This is a genomic window from Pseudomonas shahriarae (assembly GCF_014268455.2).
GTDB classification, from domain to species: Bacteria; Pseudomonadota; Gammaproteobacteria; order Pseudomonadales; family Pseudomonadaceae; genus Aquipseudomonas; species Aquipseudomonas shahriarae.
Window position 1 is genome coordinate 1,212,158 of the sequence record NZ_CP077085.1, and the last position, 18,319, is coordinate 1,230,476.

At 61.3% G+C, this 18,319-nt stretch carries 17 protein-coding genes; 8 read left to right on the forward strand and 9 right to left on the reverse strand.

Annotated features, from left to right (window positions below; translation table 11 throughout):
• Window position 1: 1 nt before the first annotated feature.
• The 3 genes from HU773_RS05310 to HU773_RS05320 all read right to left on the reverse strand — a co-directional run bounded on the left by HU773_RS05310 (window position 2) and on the right by HU773_RS05320 (window position 2,282).
• On the reverse strand, window positions 2-961 hold the full coding sequence (locus tag HU773_RS05310; protein WP_057958357.1) for a YbgA family protein: 960 nt from the start codon (window positions 959-961) through the stop codon (window positions 2-4).
• Between the two features lie 122 nt (window positions 962-1,083).
• A complete protein-coding gene (locus HU773_RS05315) occupies window positions 1,084-1,299 on the reverse strand; it encodes a TIGR02450 family Trp-rich protein (protein WP_057437771.1) in 216 nt (71 codons plus the stop codon).
• On the reverse strand, window positions 1,296-2,282 hold the full coding sequence (locus HU773_RS05320; RefSeq protein ID WP_057437773.1) for an NAD(P)/FAD-dependent oxidoreductase: 987 nt from the start codon (window positions 2,280-2,282) through the stop codon (window positions 1,296-1,298). The genes HU773_RS05315 and HU773_RS05320 overlap by 4 nt, the downstream gene beginning before the upstream one ends.
• Window positions 2,283-2,479: 197 nt before the next feature.
• Between HU773_RS05320 and HU773_RS05325 the strand changes: the two genes are divergently transcribed.
• Window positions 2,480-3,379 (forward strand): TIGR01777 family oxidoreductase, encoded by a 900-nt coding sequence (locus HU773_RS05325; protein ID WP_186625433.1) that lies wholly within the window; start codon window positions 2,480-2,482, stop codon window positions 3,377-3,379.
• Between the two features lie 14 nt (window positions 3,380-3,393).
• Entirely contained in the window at window positions 3,394-4,416 is a 1,023-nt protein-coding gene (hemH, locus tag HU773_RS05330; protein ID WP_057958311.1) for a ferrochelatase, read from the forward strand.
• Window positions 4,417-4,479: 63 nt separating this feature from the next.
• Here hemH and HU773_RS05335 read toward each other — a convergent pair whose 3' ends face one another.
• The 3 genes from HU773_RS05335 to algW all read right to left on the reverse strand — a co-directional run bounded on the left by HU773_RS05335 (window position 4,480) and on the right by algW (window position 8,550).
• Window positions 4,480-5,199 carry a DUF4198 domain-containing protein gene (locus tag HU773_RS05335; protein ID WP_057958312.1) on the reverse strand — a complete coding sequence of 240 codons (720 nt, stop codon included), beginning with the start codon at window positions 5,197-5,199 and terminating at the stop codon, window positions 4,480-4,482.
• A 12-nt stretch (window positions 5,200-5,211) separates the two neighbouring features.
• Window positions 5,212-7,320 carry a TonB-dependent siderophore receptor gene (locus HU773_RS05340; RefSeq protein WP_120731666.1) on the reverse strand — a complete coding sequence of 703 codons (2,109 nt, stop codon included), beginning with the start codon at window positions 7,318-7,320 and terminating at the stop codon, window positions 5,212-5,214.
• A gap of 75 nt (window positions 7,321-7,395) precedes the next feature.
• The gene (algW, locus tag HU773_RS05345; protein ID WP_057437778.1) at window positions 7,396-8,550 is read right to left on the reverse strand and encodes a Do family serine endopeptidase AlgW; all 1,155 of its coding nucleotides are present in this window, start codon (window positions 8,548-8,550) and stop codon (window positions 7,396-7,398) included.
• 102 nt (window positions 8,551-8,652) lie between these two features.
• Here algW and HU773_RS05350 point away from each other — a divergent pair, with 102 nt between their 5' ends.
• From HU773_RS05350 to cysN, 3 genes are all read left to right on the forward strand, one after another.
• On the forward strand, window positions 8,653-9,411 hold the full coding sequence (locus HU773_RS05350; protein WP_057958314.1) for a Nif3-like dinuclear metal center hexameric protein: 759 nt from the start codon (window positions 8,653-8,655) through the stop codon (window positions 9,409-9,411).
• A 159-nt stretch (window positions 9,412-9,570) separates the two neighbouring features.
• Window positions 9,571-10,488 (forward strand): sulfate adenylyltransferase subunit CysD, encoded by a 918-nt coding sequence (gene cysD, locus HU773_RS05355; protein ID WP_057437780.1) that lies wholly within the window; start codon window positions 9,571-9,573, stop codon window positions 10,486-10,488.
• A 9-nt stretch (window positions 10,489-10,497) separates the two neighbouring features.
• Window positions 10,498-12,396 carry a sulfate adenylyltransferase subunit CysN gene (gene cysN, locus HU773_RS05360; RefSeq protein WP_186625435.1) on the forward strand — a complete coding sequence of 633 codons (1,899 nt, stop codon included), beginning with the start codon at window positions 10,498-10,500 and terminating at the stop codon, window positions 12,394-12,396.
• A gap of 167 nt (window positions 12,397-12,563) precedes the next feature.
• Here cysN and yihG read toward each other — a convergent pair whose 3' ends face one another.
• The 3 genes from yihG to HU773_RS05375 are packed head-to-tail and all read right to left on the reverse strand — an operon-like array spanning window position 12,564 to window position 15,962.
• Window positions 12,564-13,463, reverse strand: a complete 900-nt coding sequence (yihG, locus tag HU773_RS05365; RefSeq protein WP_120731668.1) for a 1-acylglycerol-3-phosphate O-acyltransferase, YihG family — start codon at window positions 13,461-13,463, stop codon at window positions 12,564-12,566.
• Complete coding sequence (gene pta, locus HU773_RS05370; protein WP_057958317.1) at window positions 13,464-15,563, reverse strand: phosphate acetyltransferase; 2,100 nt, start codon at window positions 15,561-15,563, stop codon at window positions 13,464-13,466.
• Window positions 15,564-15,623: 60 nt separating this feature from the next.
• Complete coding sequence (locus HU773_RS05375) at window positions 15,624-15,962, reverse strand: DUF3565 domain-containing protein (protein ID WP_081044174.1); 339 nt, start codon at window positions 15,960-15,962, stop codon at window positions 15,624-15,626.
• On the opposite strand from HU773_RS05375, the gene HU773_RS05380 reads away from it, so the two are divergent.
• The 3 genes from HU773_RS05380 to HU773_RS05390 all read left to right on the forward strand — a co-directional run bounded on the left by HU773_RS05380 (window position 15,931) and on the right by HU773_RS05390 (window position 18,293).
• Entirely contained in the window at window positions 15,931-16,416 is a 486-nt protein-coding gene (locus HU773_RS05380; RefSeq protein WP_017476012.1) for an FKBP-type peptidyl-prolyl cis-trans isomerase, read from the forward strand. The genes HU773_RS05375 and HU773_RS05380 overlap by 32 nt on opposite strands.
• Before the next feature lie 136 nt (window positions 16,417-16,552).
• Window positions 16,553-17,035: a glutathione peroxidase gene (locus tag HU773_RS05385; protein ID WP_057958318.1), complete on the forward strand. Its 483-nt coding sequence runs from the start codon at window positions 16,553-16,555 to the stop codon at window positions 17,033-17,035.
• Window positions 17,036-17,189: 154 nt separating this feature from the next.
• Window positions 17,190-18,293, forward strand: a complete 1,104-nt coding sequence (locus tag HU773_RS05390) for an NADH:flavin oxidoreductase (protein ID WP_057437784.1) — start codon at window positions 17,190-17,192, stop codon at window positions 18,291-18,293.
• Window positions 18,294-18,319 lie beyond the last annotated feature (26 nt).

The following is an 18,319-nucleotide window of genomic DNA, read 5'->3' on the forward strand; positions in this document are numbered from 1 at the left end:
GTTAGATCGCATTACGCAGGCTGAGATTTTCCGGATGCGGTTGCAGGTAGGCCTGCTGCGCGATGTAGCGGTCCGGGTGTTGGCGAAAGTGATGCTTGAGCAAGGTCAGCGGCACGACCAGCGGCACGATGCCTTGCCGGTATTGGCTGATCAGCGCCTGCATTTCCTGTTTGTCTGCGGCGCTCAGGGCCTGCTTGAGGTAACCGCTGATGTGCTGCAACACATTGGAATGGGTGCCACGGGTGGCGCACTTTTTCAGGGCCGTCATCAGCTCGCTGAAATACTCGGCGGCCAGCACTGGCAGGTCACAGTCCTTGCTCATGCTGCCCAGCAGGTTGCCCAGGCTTTTGTAGTGGGCCGGACTATGGGCCATCAGCAGGTATTTATAGCGCGAGTGGAAGGCCAGCAGCTGGTGACGGGTCAGACCCTGCGCCAGCAATTGTTGCCATGTGGCATAGACAAAGACCCGGGTCAGGAAATTTTCCCGCAGCACCGGGTCGTGCAGGCGGCCATCTTCCTCCACCGGCAGGTTGGGATGGCGTGCGCAGAATGCCTGGGCATAGATGCCGCGCCCACCGCCCTCGGCCGGGGTGCCGTTGTCGCGGTAGACCTTGACCCGTTCCAGGCCGCAGGACGGTGATTTCTGCATGAAGATATAGCCGCACAGGTCCGTATGTTCGGCGGCCATGCGCTGGCCGTACTCATCCAGTGCGCCGGTCACATTCAGTTCGCGGTGGACTGTGCCCACGGCTTGCGGCTGGAGTGGGTCGCCCACCAGGCGAATCGGCTCACGGGGGATGCCCAGGCCAATAGCGACTTCGGGGCACAGTGGCACGAAGTCGAAATAGTCACTGAGTGTCTGGCTGCACAAGGGGGATTGTTTGTGCCCGCCGTTGAAGCGCACGTTTTCGCCGAGCAGGCAGGCGCTGATGGCGATTTTTGGTTTGCCGGTGACGGACACGTTGCAGGACATGGCAAAGCCTCGACAAGATTCCTGTACAGTTTATGTTTTCTGTACAACTAATCTCATCATAGGTTTTGCACTGTACAAGTCAAATAGTTTGTACAAGTTTTTTGATGAGGTTATTGCCAGCCCATTTTCCAGCGCTCGGCATCTTGCAGGCTCTGCCAGGTCAGGCGTTCTCCGCGCCGGGTCAAGACGGCTTGCAGTTCAATCTCCAGTACGTTGTCTTCTTCATCGCGAAACAACTCGGTGACCAGGAAATGTTTTTCCTTGTTTCGCGGGTGGGTTGCTGTCCATTTGGAGAGCAACAGTTTTGTTGGATTGATGCGGTTCATTGCAGGTGTCCGAGCAAGCGCCGCGCGGCTTCCTGGCCGCTGAGCCACGCGCCTTCGACCCTGCCTGACAGGCACCAGTCGCCACATACGTACAGGCCCAGGTCGGCATCCGCCAGTACTCCCCATTCATGGCTGCCCGCCGGTCGGGCGTACAGCCAGCGGTGGGCGAGGCTGAAGGAGGGCGCCGGCATGCTGCAATGCAGCAATTCGGCAAAGGCGCCGTGCAGCAATTCGATGATGGCTTCCTTGGGCAGGTCCAGGTGCTGTTTGCTCCAGGCACTGGTGGCGTGCAGGATCCAGGTATCTGGCGTGGCGTCACGCCCTGGTTTGCTGCGGTTGCGGGCCAGCCAGTCGAGGGGGCTGTCTTGTACGAAGCAGCCTTCCATCGGCGTATCCAGCGGCGTGTCGAAGGCCAGGGCAATGGCCCAGGTCGGGTCCATTTTTACCCCGGCTGCCGTGCTCGCCAGTTTCGGCGCCGCGGCCAGCAGGGCCGTGGCCTGGTGCGCCGGGGTGGCAATGATTACGTGGCTGAAGGGGCCATGGTTGCCACCGTCGGCGTCCAGCAGGTTCCAGTGTTGCTGGCCCTGGAACACTTCGGTGATACGGCAGCCGAACTCCACCGGCAGGTCGTCCAGCAGTGCGCGGGTGATGGCGCTCATGCGCGGGGTGCCGACCCAGCGGGTCTGCTCATCGGGAGAAGGGCTCAGTTGGCCGGATTGGCAGTTGTAGAGTTGCGGTTCCCACTCGGCAACCCAGCCATTGGCTTGCCAGCGTTGTACTTCATCGACGAAGCGTCGGTCGCGGGCGGTGAAGTACTGCGCGCCAAGGTCCAGTGTGCCGGCCTCGCTGCGCTTGCTGGACATGCGCCCGCCACTGCCGCGGCTTTTATCGAAGAGTTGTACAGCGTGCCCGGCATCTTTTAACGCTCGGGCGGCCGAAAGTCCGGCGATGCCGGTACCGATGATCGCGATGGGAACAGTCATGGGAGGCCTCGTTTTACCTTTGGGTACAGACTACGCCGACACCAATAGCTGTACAATATTGTTTTTTGGTATAAGTTTCGGCATGCCTTAACGTGTGGCGTGGCCTATGGTTAAACGTAGGTCGCGCCCGATTAAAAAGATCCCTGCTTATAAAATAGACCAGCGATGCCCGGCCAACGTTACAGGAGGAAGATCTCATGCATATTTTGCTGACCGGCGGTACCGGTCTGATCGGCCGCCAGCTTTGCCAGTACTGGAGCGCCCAGGGGCATCAGTTGACGGTATGGAGCCGCAATCCCGCGCAGGTCGCCACCCTGTGCGGTGCGCAGGTGAAGGGCGTTGCCCGTTTGCAGGATGTAACGCAGCCGGTGGATGCTGTTATCAACCTGGCCGGCGCGCCGATCGCCGACCGGCTCTGGACCCATAAACGCAAGGCATTGCTGTGGAGCAGTCGGATCAGCCTGACGGAAACCTTGCTGGCCTGGCTTGAAGGCCTGGCGGTAAAACCTGCGATGTTGATTTCCGGGTCGGCGGTGGGCTGGTATGGCGATGGCGGTGAGCGCGAGCTGACCGAAGCCAGCGGCCCGGTGCTGGACGATTTTCCCAGCCAGTTGTGCATTGCCTGGGAAGAAACCGCCCAGCGCGCCGAGGCCTTCGGCCTGCGGGTGGTGCTGGTGCGTACTGGCCTGGTGCTAGCGGCCGAGGGCGGCTTTTTGTCGCGGTTGTTACTGCCCTTTAAACTGGCGCTGGGCGGGCCTATCGGTAACGGTCGGCAGTGGATGCCGTGGGTGCATATCAAGGATCAAATCGCCCTGATTGATTTTCTTCTACACAAACCTGACGCCAGCGGTCCTTATAATGCCTGCGCGCCCCAGCCGGTGCGTAACCGCGAGTTTGCCAAGACCCTGGGCCAGGTGCTGCACCGCCCGGCGTTTATGCCGATGCCGGCGTTTGCCTTGCGGGTGGGTTTGGGCGAGTTGTCCGGCCTGTTGCTGGGCGGGCAGAAGGCGCTACCCGAGCGGTTGTTGGCCGCCGGTTTCACTTTTCAGTTCACTGAGTTGCACGCGGCCCTGGACGACTTGTCCAGCCGCCTCTAGAGATAGGATGTTGCATGACGGATCACGCGTTGTTACTGGTCAACCTGGGCTCGCCGGCGTCCACTTCGGTGGCCGATGTGCGCAGCTACCTCAATCAGTTCTTGATGGACCCGTATGTGATCGACCTGCCATGGCCGGTGCGGCGCTTGCTGGTGTCGCTGATCCTGATCAAGCGTCCCGAGCAGTCGGCCCACGCCTACGCCTCGATCTGGTGGGACGAAGGCTCGCCGCTGGTGGTCCTCAGTCGCCGCCTGCAGCAGCAGATGACCAGCCAATGGACCCATGGCCCGGTGGAACTGGCGATGCGTTATGGCGAACCGTCGATTGAAAGCGTGCTGACCCGCCTGGCCGGCCAGGGCATCCATAAGGTCACGCTGGCGCCGTTGTATCCACAGTTTGCCGACAGCACCGTGACCACGGTGATCGAAGAAGCGCGGCGGGTGGTGCGCGAGAAGAAACTCGACCTGCAGTTCTCGATCCTGCAACCGTTCTACGACCAGCCGGAATACCTCGATGCCCTGGTGGCCAGTGCCAGGCCGCATTTGCAGCAGGATTACGATCACCTGCTGTTCAGCTTCCATGGCCTGCCGGAACGCCATCTGAATAAACTCAACCCCGGGCATTCCCTGGACGGTGCGGGCGACTGCTGCGCCAATGCGTCGCCTGAGGTGCGTACCACCTGTTATCGCGGGCAATGCTTCAGCGTCGCCCGCGACTTTGCCGCGCGCATGGGCCTGCCTGAGGGTAAATGGTCGGTAGCGTTCCAGTCGCGCCTGGGCCGGGCGAAGTGGATCGAACCCTACACCGAGGCCCGCCTGGAGGCTCTGGCTCAGCAGGGGGTGAAGAAGTTGCTGGTGATGTGCCCGGCGTTTGTCGCCGATTGCATCGAGACCCTGGAGGAGATCGGTGATCGCGGCCTGGAACAGTTCCGCGAAGCCGGGGGCGAGGAGTTAGTGCTGGTGCCGTGCCTCAATGATGATCCGCAGTGGGCGGCGGCACTTAACACCTTGTGCGAAAGAGCGCCCGTCAGCCTCTAATGTGGCGGCTTGTGTGGGAGCTGGCTCCCATACAAGCCAGTTCCCACATGGCTTCAGCGGGCTTTACTCGTGATGGGGCTGGCCAAGAAAGGTCAGTGAGCTGAACAGCGCGCGGATGTGGACCTCGCCGTTATCTTTGACCGGCACTTGTGCCTGCGCCGCAATCACATTCAGCGCTTCATTGCGCACCAGTACCTGGGCCCGGCCATCCTTGTCGGTCTCGGTACTCAAGGTGTTCGGCGCGCTGCGGTAGTCGCCAATCAACTTGATTCCGGCGGCGGGCTTGCCGTCGATCAGCACCCGTACAGGCAGCGATTGGCCTGGGCCGACGGTCAGCGGGTCGACTTCGGGCACGATCACCATCCTCAACTGATCCAGCTTGGGCAGTTTTGCCCCGGCCTGATAGATCGCCAGGCTGTACTTCAGGGCCTGGGTCGTTTCGACGGCGCCCGGCACCTGGCTGTGGCCCTTGTTCACCCATTTCTTGTCTGGGGTTTGCGTCCACAGGCCGTTATCAAACGCCACGGCCAGCACCGCAGGAGATTTGAGCGGTTGCAGGCGCGCCTGGTCGTCCAGGCGTTGTACGGTCACCGGGATCATCCGGCCACTGGCGTCATAGGCCCAGGCGCCGCTGACTTTCCTGGCCTTGAAGGCTTCGTCTTCGGCACCGTGGCCATAGACCACCTCGATATGCCCCCGGCGTTGCTCGGTCCACAGACCGTGGGCCGATACCTGGGTGGCGAACAGCAGGCCGAGCACGGCCAATGATTTGAGCGCTTGCATGGTGAGGTCCTTTTACAGATTGAGGGTCAGGCTGACGGTGAAGTTGCGCGGCTCTCCGGGGGTTACCCAGTAGTTGCTGTAGGAGCGCTCGTAGTACTTTTCATCGAACAGGTTGTTGAGGTTCAGGCCCACGGTGAGGTTGTCGCTGGCCTTGTAATGGGCCAGCAGGTCGACCGTGTGGTAGGCCGGCAACTCGAAGCTTTTACCGGCCTCGCCCGAGCGGTCGCCGACGTAGGTAAAGGCCGCGCCCAGATCCGAGCCCCGCAGGGCGCCATCCTGGAACTCATACACGCCCAACAGGCTGCCACTGCGCTTGGCCACGCCAGGGACGCGGCTGCCGGTGGGGATTTCTTTGTCACCCTTGGTCACTTGCGCATCGATGTAGGCCAGGGCACCAATCACCCGCACAGCGTCAGTCAATTGCCCGCTCAGTTGCAGGTCAACCCCCTGGCTGCGGGCCTTGCCAATGGCGCGCTTGAGGTCGGTGGCCGGGTCGGTGGCCAGGGTGTTTTCTTTATTGATATGGAAGGCGGCGACGGTGGCGCTCAGGCGGTCGTCGAACAGCTCTGTCTTGATACCGACTTCATAACCAACACCTTCTTCGGGCTCGAGGAATTTACCGGCTGCGTCCAGGTCACTTTGCGGCTTGAACGAGGTACTGGCGTTGGCAAACAGCCCCACCTGCGGGGTCAGTTGATACAGCAGGCCGGCCCGCTGGGTCATGACATCGTGGGTTTTCTGGCTCTTGGCGCCGTTGCGGGTGAAGTCCTCTGAGCTTTGCTCGACGTGCTCCAGGCGCACGCCCACCAGGCCGCGCAGGCGGTCGGTAAATACGATCTGGTCTTGCAGGTTCAGCGCCTGGCTTTTCACCTGGGTGAAAAAATCAGTGCCCGTGGGCTTGCCATTGGGCTTGGGCTGGCCATAGACCGGTTGGTAGATATCAATCGGGTAGCTGCCGGTGATGGCGGTCACCCGTTCTTTCTTGCGGTAGTCCTCGTACTCGGTGCCGATCAGCAATTCATGCTGCCAACTGCCGATATCGAACAGACCGCGCAGCTCCAACTGGGTGATGCTGTCGTGCCAACCCGTGGAGCGTTCGCGGTAACGGCGGTTGACGGTATGCCCATCGGCATTCAGCGGGCGGCTTTCCGAGGCGTGGCCCCAGAGGCTGCCTTGTTTGTAATGGCTGGCCAGGCGCAGCTTCCAGGCATCGTTCAAGTGATGCTCGAGGGTGGCTTGCAGGCGGTTGTTGTGGTTGTCGATATCGCCGTCGTTGGGCTCGCCGAGGAAGGTCGAGCGGGACATGCCGCTCCAGCGGTCATTCGGCGCGACGATGCCCCGGTCGAACGTTGAGCTGTGGCGCACGAACTCACTTTCCACCAACAGGCTGGTGTCCGGGTCCAGTTGCCAACTGAACGATGGGGCGACAAACACCCGCTTGCTCTGCACGTGGTCACGAAAGCTGTGGTTGTCTTCCACTGCCAGATTGACCCGCGACAGCACATTGCCTTCGCTGTCCAGCGGGGTGTTGATATCGACGGCGGTGCGGTAGCGGTCCCAACTGCCGGCGCTGGTCTGCAGGGTGGTAAAGGCTTCGGCTTGGGGCTTTTTGGTGACGATATTCACGGTGCCGCCGGGATCGCCACGGCCATAGAGGCTGGCGGCGGGGCCCTTGAGCACTTCGATACGTTCGATATTGGCCGTGTCCGGCGTGCTCGGGTAGCCACGGTTGGCGCTGAAACCATCCTGGTAGAACGCCGAGGTGGTGAAGCCGCGAATACTGTATTCGTAAAGGGTCAGGCCACCGAAGTTGTTCTGCTTGGACACCCCGCCGGCAAACTCCAGGGCGCGCTCGACGTTGTTGCTGCCCAGGTCCTTGAGCACTGTGGTGGGGATTACGCTGATTGACTGTGGGATATCCCGCAGGGCGGTGTCGGTCTTGGTCGCGCTGGCCGAGCGGGTCGCACGGTAACCCGTGACCGGGCCGGTAGCGGATTCATACGCCTCGCCGGTGATGCTGGTGGTGCCCAGTTCAAGCGTGTTGGTGTCTTCTGCAAACACCGGGTCCACCAGCAATCCCAGGGCGAGACCGGCCAGGGGCGCAAACTTTCGAGACGTCATGGTCTAACATTCCAATATCAATATTGAAATAATATAACATGACTATTGAGAGTGTATCTCTTTAAGGATCGTCCTTTATTCCTGCTCTTTCACCGGGGCGGGCGGCGGGCGCAGGCCCACTTCGGCCAGCAGCTTGATCTCTTTGCCGTTGCGCATCACCTGGATCGCGACCTTTTCCGTCGGTTTGATCCGCGCCACCTGGTTCATCGAACGGCGACCATCGCCCGCCGGTTCACCGTCGATGCTGAGGATCACATCGCCCACCTGCATCCCGGCTTTCTCCGCCGGGCCGCCGCGCAGGATGCCGGCAATCACGATGCCTGGGCGCCCGGTCAGGCCAAACGACTCCGACAGCTCCTTGGTCAGCGGTTGCACTTCAATCCCCAGCCAGCCACGGATCACCTGGCCGTGCTCGATGATCGACTTCATCACTTCCATCGCCAGCTTCACCGGGATCGCAAAACCGATGCCCTGGGAGCCGCCGGACTTGGAAAAAATCGCCGTGTTGATGCCGGTCAGGTTGCCATTGGCGTCCACCAGCGCGCCGCCGGAGTTGCCCGGGTTGATCGCCGCGTCGGTCTGGATAAAGTCTTCGTAGCTGTTAAGGCCCAACTGATTACGCCCGGTGGCGCTGATGATGCCCATGGTCACGGTCTGGCCGACGCCGAACGGGTTGCCGATCGCCAAGGCCACATCACCGACCCGCAGGCTTTCGGAGCGGCCGATGGTGATGGAGGGCAGGTTCTTCAGGTCGATCTTCAGGACCGCAAGGTCGGTTTCCGGGTCGCTGCCCACTACCCGCGCCAGGGTTTCGCGGCCATCGCGCAGGGCCACGACAATCTGGTCGGCCCCGGTGCTTACATGGTTGTTGGTCAGGATGTAGCCTTCGGGGCTCATGATCACCCCGGAGCCGAGGCTCGACTCCATGCGGCGCTGCTTGGGCGAATTGTCACCGAAGAACCGCCGGAACTGTGGGTCTTCAAACAGCGGGTGCGCCGGTTTATTGATGACTTTGGTGGTGTATAGGTTGACCACTGCGGGCGCAGCGACCACCACCGCATCGGCGTAGGTCACCGGGCCTTGTTGCACCGCGCTGGTTTGCGGTGCCTGTTGCAGGTTGACGTCCAGGCTTGGCAGGCCGACCCATTGCGGATAACGCTGAATAATCAGCATCGCGATCAGCACGCCGGCCAACAATGGCCATCCAAAAAAACGCAGCGCCTTGAGCATCAAGTAAGTCCTGACAGGTTGCAGGGGGCGCGGGAGCGCCCATAATGTCGCGCATTATACGAGGCCGCGAGCGCCTCTGAACGGGATATTTAGGAGTCTTTTATGGCCGTCGCCCTGAGCACCCTGGTTGAAGAAGCGGATCGCTACTTGAACAGCGCGAAAATTGCCGATTACTGCCCCAATGGCCTGCAGGTCGAAGGCCGGCCGCAGGTGTTGCGCATTGTCAGTGGCGTGACTGCCAGCCAAGCGCTGCTCGACGCGGCGGTGGAGGCCAAGGCCGACCTGGTGCTGGTGCATCACGGTTATTTCTGGAAAGGCGAGAGCCCGTGCATCACCGGCATGAAACAGCGCCGCCTCAAGACCCTGCTCAAGCACGACATCAGCCTCCTGGCCTACCACCTGCCGCTGGACCTGCACCCGGACGTGGGCAACAACGTGCAGTTGGCCCGCCAGTTGGACATCACCGTCGAAGGCCCGCTGGACCCGGACAACCTCAAGGTCGTCGGCCTGGTCGGCTCCTTGGCCGAGCCCCTGTCGGCACGGGATTTCGCCCGCCGTGTGCAGGAAGCCATGGGCCGCGAGCCGCTGCTGATCGAAGGCAGCGCGATGATCCGCCGCGTGGGCTGGTGCACCGGCGGCGGCCAGGGCTACATCGACCAGGCCGTGCTGGCCGGGGTGGATTTGTACCTCAGCGGCGAAGCTTCGGAACAGACCTTCCACAGTGCCCGGGAAAACGACATCAGCTTTATCGCCGCCGGCCATCATGCCACCGAGCGTTATGGCGTGCAGGCCCTGGGCGATTACCTGGCCCGGCGCTTTGCCCTCGAGCACCTGTTTATCGACTGCCCCAACCCGATCTGAGCCTCCCCACAGGCCCTTCATTGCAGGCAAACCGAGCGGTATATCCATATACCGTTTCGATCTAGCCAGCTCCCTGATTAGAAGTAGGTGCTGTGCTAGCATGCCTCGCTCGAACACGGCCCGCAGGCCGTCCATAAGATCGTTTTTCCGTGAGTAGCCATGGTCGACAAACTGACGCATCTGAAACAGCTGGAGGCGGAGAGCATCCACATCATCCGTGAGGTTGCCGCCGAGTTCGACAACCCCGTGATGCTCTACTCCATCGGCAAAGACTCCGCCGTGATGCTGCATCTGGCGCGCAAGGCATTCTTCCCGGGCAAGCTGCCGTTTCCGGTGATGCATGTGGACACCCAGTGGAAATTCCAGGAAATGTACAAGTTTCGCGACCGCATGGTCGAGGAACTGGGCCTGGAGCTGATCACTCACGTCAACCCGGACGGTGTGGCGCAGGGCATCAACCCGTTCACCCACGGCAGCGCCAAGCACACCGACATCATGAAGACCGAAGGCCTGAAACAAGCCTTGGACCAGCATGGTTTCGACGCAGCCTTCGGCGGCGCCCGTCGCGATGAAGAGAAATCCCGCGCCAAAGAGCGCGTGTACTCGTTCCGCGACAGCAAGCACCGCTGGGACCCGAAAAACCAGCGCCCGGAGCTGTGGAACGTCTACAACGGCAACGTCAACAAGGGCGAGTCGATCCGCGTGTTCCCGCTGTCCAACTGGACCGAGCTGGATATCTGGCAGTACATCTATCTGGAAGGCATTCCCATCGTGCCGCTGTACTTCGCCGCCGAACGTGAAGTGATCGAGAAGAACGGCACGCTGATCATGATCGACGACGAGCGCATCCTCGAGCACCTGTCCGACGAGGACAAAGCCCGCATCGTCAAAAAGAAAGTCCGTTTCCGTACCCTTGGCTGCTACCCGTTGACGGGCGCGGTGGAGTCCGAAGCCGAGACGCTGACGGACATCATCCAGGAAATGCTCCTGACGCGAACTTCCGAGCGCCAGGGCCGTGTCATCGACCACGATGGTGCAGGCTCGATGGAAGATAAAAAACGTCAAGGTTATTTCTAAGGGGCTGTCATGTCGCATCAATCTGATTTGATCAGCGAGGACATCCTCGCCTACCTGGGCCAGCACGAACGCAAGGAAATGCTGCGCTTTCTGACCTGTGGCAACGTCGACGACGGCAAGAGCACCCTGATCGGGCGCCTGCTGCACGACTCCAAGATGATCTACGAAGACCATCTGGAAGCCATCACCCGCGATTCGAAGAAAGTCGGCACCACCGGTGACGATATCGACCTGGCTTTGCTGGTCGACGGCCTGCAGGCCGAGCGTGAGCAGGGCATCACCATTGATGTGGCCTACCGCTATTTCTCCACCGCCAAGCGCAAATTCATCATTGCCGACACCCCCGGCCATGAGCAGTACACCCGCAACATGGCCACCGGTGCGTCCACCTGTGACCTGGCGATCATCCTGGTGGATGCGCGCTACGGCGTGCAGACCCAGACCCGTCGCCACAGCTTTATCGCCTCGCTGTTGGGCATCAAGCACATCGTCATCGCGATCAACAAGATGGACCTCAACGGTTTCGACGAGAGCATCTTCGAGTCGATCAAGGCCGACTACCTGAAGTTTGCCGAGGGCATTGCGTTCAAGCCGAGCACCATGGCCTTTGTGCCGATGTCGGCGCTCAAGGGCGACAACGTGGTGAACAAGAGCGAGCGTTCGCCGTGGTACACCGGCCAGTCGCTGATGGAGATCCTCGAAACCGTCGAGATCGCCAACGACCGCAACTACACCGACCTGCGTTTCCCGGTGCAGTACGTCAACCGCCCGAACCTGAACTTCCGTGGTTTCGCCGGTACCCTGGCCAGCGGCATCGTGCACAAGGGCGACGAAGTGGTGGTGTTGCCGTCGGGCAAGAGCAGCCGCATCAAATCCATCGTCACCTTCGAAGGTGAACTGGAGCACGCAGGCCCAGGCCAGGCCGTGACCCTGACCATGGAAGACGAGATCGACATCTCCCGTGGCGACCTGCTGGTGCATGCCGACAACGTGCCGCAAGTGACCGACGCCTTCGACGCCATGCTGGTGTGGATGGCCGAGGAGCCGATGCTGCCGGGCAAGAAATACGACATCAAGCGCGCTACCAGCTACGTGCCGGGTTCCATCACCAGCATCGTGCATCGTGTGGATGTGAACACCTTGGAAGAAGGCCCCGCCAGTGCCTTGCAACTGAACGAGATCGGTCGGGTCAAGGTCAGCCTCGACGCGGCCATTGCCCTGGACGGTTACGCCAGCAACCGCACCACCGGCGCCTTTATCGTAATTGATCGCCTGACCAACGGCACTGTGGCCGCGGGCATGATCATCGCACCACCGGTCAGCCATGGCGGCGCGGCGCAGCACGGCAAGTTGGCCCACGTGGCCACCGAAGAGCGCGCCCAGCGTTTCGGCCAGCAGCCGGCCACCGTGTTGTTCAGCGGCCTGTCGGGCGCAGGCAAGAGCACCTTGGCCTATGCAGTTGAGCGTAAATTGTTCGACATGGGCCGTGCGGTGTTCGTACTCGATGGCCAGAACCTGCGCCATGACCTCAATAAAGGTCTGCCACAGGACCGAGCCGGGCGTACCGAGAACTGGCGGCGTGCTGCTCACGTGGCGCGTCAGTTCAACGAAGCCGGCCTGCTGACCCTGGCGGCCTTCGTGGCGCCGGATGCCGAGGGCCGTGAACAGGCCAAGGCGTTGATCGGCAGTGATCGTTTGCTGACCGTGTACGTGCAGGCCTCGCCGCTGGTGTGTGCCGAGCGTGACCCGCAAGGCCTGTATGCTGCGGGTGGGGATAACATCCCTGGTGAGTCGTTCCCGTACGACGTGCCGTTGAATGCCGACCTGGTGCTCGACACCCAGGCCCTGTCGCTGGACGACAGCGTCAAGCAAGTGCTGGAGCTGTTGCGCCAGCGCGGCGCGATCTAAACCTCGCCGCCACAAAAAAGCCCGCCACCGATCACTCGGTGGCGGGCTTTTCACATTCTTCAGGTTGACACAGTCAGTGTGGGAGCTGGCTTGCCTGCGATGGCAGTGGTTCAGGCAATGCACTTACATCTGACAGACCGCTATCGCAGGCAAGCCACACATGGTGATCACCGATTGCCTGGGTACTCGATGTGAAGCCGGCTCAACAGGGCATCCTTGTCTTCCCACAACTGGTTGATCCAGCCCTGGAACGCCAAACGATACTCCCCATCCTGCTCATAATTCTTGCCAATGAACTCGGCCGGGATCTGCACCTCTTCAAACTGCACCACCACGTCTTTTACATTGCCGCACAACAAGTCCCAGAACCCCGGGCGCCCGCCTGGGTAGTGGATAGTCACATTGACCAGTGACTTCAGTTGCTCGCCCATGGCATCCAGTACAAACGCAATGCCGCCGGCCTTGGGCTTGAGCAGGTAGCGGAACGGCGATTGTTGCTGGGCATGTTTGCCAGGGGTAAACCGCGTGCCTTCGGCAAAGTTGAAAATACCCACCGGGTTGTCGCGAAATTTCGCACAGGTCTTGCGGGTGGTTTCCAGATCCTTGCCTTTCTTCTCCGGGTGTTTCTCCAGGTAGGCCTTGGTGTAACGCTTCATGAAGGGGAAGCCCAGCGCCCACCACGCGAGGCCAATCACCGGTACCCAGATCAGCTCCTGCTTGAGGAAAAACTTCAGTGGGCGGATCCGTCGATTGAGCACGTACTGCAACACCATGATATCGACCCAGCTCTGGTGGTTGCTGGTCACCAGGTATGAGTGCTGGTAGTCCAGGCCTTCCAGGCCCTTGAGGTGCCAGCGGGTGCGGCGCACCAGGTTCATCCAGGCCTTGTTATTGCTGATCCATGCTTCATGGGTGTGGTTCATCAACCACTCGCTGAAGCGCTTGGCGAACGGCAGCGCCTTGAACAGCGCGACGATAAACAGGAATGAACACAGCAGGATGGTGTTCAACGCCAGCAGCAGCGAGGCAATGACCCCACGCAGGGGGGCAGGCAGAAAGTCCAGCATTTAGGCATCCATAGGTCGGTTGGCGGCTTGAATCGCGGTCAGGGCGATGGTGTAGACGATATCGTCCACCTGGGCCCCACGGGGCAGGTCGTTCACAGGTTTGCGCAGGCCTTGCAGCATCGGGCCGAGGCTGACGCAATCGGCACTGCGCTGCACGGCTTTGTGGGTGGTGTTGCCGGTGTTGAGGTCGGGAAACACAAAGACCGTGGCCTTGCCCGCCACCAGGCTGTTGGGTGCCAGTTGCCGGGCGACGTTTTCGTTGGCGGCGGCATCGTACTGCAAGGGGCCGTCGATCAGCAGCGAGCTTTGTTGTTCGTGGGCCAGCAGGGTGGCCTCGCGGACTTTCTCCACTTCTTCGCCACTGGCCGAGTCACCACTGGAGTAGCTGATCATCGCCACGCGCGGGGTGATACCGAAGGCGGCGGCCGAGTCGGCGCTCTGCAGGGCGATTTCCGCGAGTTCCGCGGCGCTGGGGTGCGGGTTCATCACGCAGTCGCCGTAGACCAGTACTTGTTCAGGGAACAGCATGAAAAACACCGACGACACCAGGGTGCAGCCCGGCGCGGTCTTGATCAGTTGCAGGGCCGGGCGGATGGTATTGGCGGTGGAGTGGATGACCCCGGAGACCAGGCCGTCCACTTCATCCAGCGCCAGCATCATGGTGGCGATCACCACGGTGTCTTCCAGTTGCTGCTCGGCCATCGGCGCGTTGAGGCTTTTGCTCTTGCGCAGGGCCACCATCGGCTCGACATAGCGCTCGCGAATCAGGTCCGGGTCAAGAATCTCCAGGCCTTCGGGCAACTCGATGCCGTGGGCGCGGGCCACGGCTTCGACGTCAGCCGGCTTGGCCAGCAGCACACAGCGGGCAATGCCCCGGGCCTGGCAGATGGCGGCGGCTTGCACGGTCAGCGGCTCGCTGCCCTCGGGCAGCACAATGCGCTTGTTGGCGGCCTGGGCACGCTGGATCAACTGGTAGCGGAACACCGCCGGTGACAGGCGCATCTCCCGTGGCGTACCGCAACGCTGGTGCAGCCAGCGCGCGTCCAGGTGGCTGGCGACGAAATCGGTGATGATCTCCGCACGTTCGCGGTCATCAATCGGGATTTCCTTGTTCAGGCTGTTGAGTTGGTTGGCGGTGTCGTAGGAGCCGGTGCTCACCGACAGCACCGGCAGCCCGGCCTGGAACGCACCACGGCACAGATCCATGATCCGTGGGTCGGGCAGGGTGTCGCTGGTCAGCAGCAGGCCGGCCAGGGGCACGCCATTGATCGCGGCCAGGCTGACGGCGAGGATGATGTCGTCGCGATCCCCCGGCGTCACTACCAGCACGCCGGGCTTGAGCAACTCCACGGTGTTGCGCATGGTGCGGGCGCAGATGATGATTTTGCTCATGCGCCGGGTTTCATAGTCACCCGCATTGAGCACTTGTGCGCCCATCAGGTCGGCCACGTCGCGAGTGCGCGGGGCATTGAGCTCGGGCTGGAACGGGATACAGCCCAGCAAGCGGAAATCGCCACTGCGCAGTAACGGCGAATGCTCCTTGAGGCGCGCGGCGAAGACTTCCATGCTTTCGTCGGTCTGCACCTTGTTCAGAATCACGCCCAGCACTTTCGGGTCTTTCGGGCCGCCGAACAGTTGCGCCTGCAATTCCACGCGGCCGGACAGCTCTGTCAGCACTTCGTTTTCCGGGGCCGAGACGAGGATGACTTCGGCATCCAGGCTTTTCGCCAGGTGCAGGTTGACCCGTGCGGCATAGCTGGCGCTGCGGGTCGGCACCATGCCCTCGACAATCAGCACGTCCTTGCCCACGGCGGCCTGCTGGTACAGGGTGATGATTTCTTCGAGCAACTCATCGAGCTGGCCATCGCCGAGCATCCGCTCGACATGGGCCAACCCCAGGGGTTGCGGCGGTTTCAGGCCGTGGGTACGCGCCACCAGCTCGGTGGAACGCTCAGGCCCGGTATCGCCGGGGTGCGGCTGGGCAATCGGTTTGAAAAAGCCGACTTTCAGCCCGGCCCGCTCAAGGGTACGCACCAGCCCAAGGCTGATGGAGGTCAGACCCACACCAAAATCGGTGGGCGCGATAAAAAAAGTCTGCATGCGAATTCTCTGAAGGTGCATGGCTTCGGTGGTGCGCTATGGCTGCGCGCCGACCGGGAATCAGTTGCCAAGGGTATCGTTATCCGGGCGCTGCGCACACCAGCCACAGGCAAAGGGCTGGCCTATTTTTGCCAGGCGTTGCGCCGGATCAATCACCCAGCCCCTGGATTGCCAGGGCGGCTGGTGGCGCAGGTGCTGCGTATGGCCGCAGGACAGCGCGGCGACCCAGTGGCCGTCTGCGTCCTGATGAAATCCGACGACCGTCGAGTCACTGGATCGACTCCGTCTGTCCGGGTTGTGTTCGCTTTCGGGCAAATCCTTGTTTAGACTTGTCCGTTCTTCATTCTTATGCAAAAGGTCTCGCCCCATGCCGATCGCCGCCAACAAGGCTGTCTCCATTGACTATACCCTGACCAACGACGCTGGTGAGGTCATCGACAGCTCCGCCGGCGGCGCGCCGCTGGTCTACCTGCAAGGCGCGGGTAACATCATCCCGGGCCTGGAAAAGGCCCTGGAAGGCAAAGAGGTTGGTGATGAACTGACCGTTGCCGTAGAACCTGAAGATGCCTACGGCGAGTACTCGGCCGAACTGGTCAGCACCCTGAGCCGCAGCATGTTCGAAGGCGTCGACGAACTGGAAGTGGGCATGCAGTTCCACGCCTCCGCTCCGGACGGCCAAATGCAGATCGTGACCATCCGCGACCTGGACGGCGACGATGTCACCGTCGACGGCAACCACCCGCTGGCAGGCCAGCGCCTGAACTTCCAGGTCAAGATCGTTGCCATCCGCGACGCTTCCCAGGAAGAAGTTGCCCACGGCCACGTACACGGCGAAGGTGGTCACCACCATTGATTGACGGGCCACGTCCAGTCAGTTGAAAAGAAAGGCGCCTTCGGGCGCCTTTTTTGATTGGCGGCTATTCTTGCCGGCTGGGCGGCTGTAATCTCGAATGGCCGTTACACAGAATATGGGAAATCTGGAGTTCGTCATGAGTGCTTTCCACGACCTTAAACTCACAGCCCTGGATGGTCAGGAGCTGCCTCTGACGCCCTATAAGGGGCAAGTCGTGCTGGTGGTCAATGTCGCCTCCAAGTGTGGACTGACCCCGCAGTATGCGGCGCTGGAAAAACTTTATCAGCAGTACAAGGGCCAGGGTTTCACCGTGCTGGGCCTGCCGTGCAATCAATTTGCAGGCCAGGAGCCCGGGACCGAAGACGAGATCCAGGCGTTTTGCAGCCTCAACTATGGCGTGAGCTTTCCCCTGGGCAGCAAGCTGGAGGTCAACGGTCCCGATCGTCATCAGTTGTATCGCTTGCTGGCAGGTGAGGGCGCGGAGTTTCCAGGGGATATCACCTGGAACTTCGAGAAATTCCTGCTGGGCAAGGATGGGCGGGTGCTGGCGCGTTTTTCCCCACGTACCGCGCCTGATGATCCGAGTGTTATCCAGGCCATCGAAAAGGCCCTGGCCTGATTTGGCGCTGTGGTGAGGGGGCACGCCCCTTTGCCACAAGTCGATGTATCCTCCCGCTTTTGCACCTTAATCACCGCAATCAATAGTGCTATCCAGTGCGGTCTGCACTCCATATTATCCGCATCATAAAACCCCTTTCATGCGGAGTGCTGCCATGCCTGTCCAAGCCTTGTTCAAACCTTTCCAGCTCGGTGCACTGCAATTGCCGACCCGCGTGGTCATGGCGCCGATGACCCGTTCGTTCTCTCCCGGTGGCGTACCCAATTCCAAAGTCATCGAGTACTACCGCCGTCGCGCGGCGGCCGGCGTTGGCCTGATCATCACAGAGGGCACGGTGGTGGGCCACCAGGCTTCCAACGGCTATCCGAATGTCCCGCATTTCTACGGTGAAGCGGCATTGGCCGGCTGGAAGAAAGTGGTCGACGCGGTGCATGCCGAGGGCGGCAAGATCGTCCCGCAACTGTGGCACGTTGGCAGCGTGCGGCGCATAGGCACAGAACCCGATGCCAGCGTGCCGGCCTATGGCCCGATGGAAAAACTCAAGGACGGCAACGTGGTGGTCCACGGCATGACGGTCCAGGATATCCAGGCGGTGATTGCTGCCTTCGCCCAGGCCGCCAAGGATGCCCAGAGCATCGGTATGGACGGCGTGGAGATCCACGGTGCCCACGGTTACCTGGTCGACCAGTTCTTCTGGGAAGGCAGCAACCAGCGTACCGATGAATATGGCGGCAGCCTGGCCAATCGCTCCCGGTTCGCCATCGAGTTGATTCAGGCCGTGCGGGCGGCGGTAGGTCCCGAGTTCCCGATCATTTTCCGTTTCTCCCAATGGAAGCAGCAGGATTACACCGCGCGCCTGGTGCAAACGCCCGAGGCACTGGGTGAGTTTCTCAAGCCGTTGTCGGACGCGGGTGTGGATATTTTCCACTGCTCCACACGGCGTTTCTGGGAACCGGAGTTTGAAGGCTCCGAGCTGAACCTGGCGGGCTGGACCCGCAAGCTCACTGGCAAACCGACCATCACTGTGGGCAGCGTGGGCCTGGATGGCGAGTTCCTGCAGTTCATGGTCAATACTGACAAAGTGGCGCAGCCGGCGAGCCTGGAAAAACTGCTGGAGCGCCTGAATAACGATGAGTTCGACCTGGTGGCCGTTGGTCGTGCGCTGCTGGTCGACCCGGATTGGGCGTTGAAGGTCCGTGAAGGCCGTGAGGGCGATATCTTGCCGTTCAGTCGTGAAGCGCTGATGACCTTGGTGTGACGCTCAGGATGAGCCGGCTGGCCCGG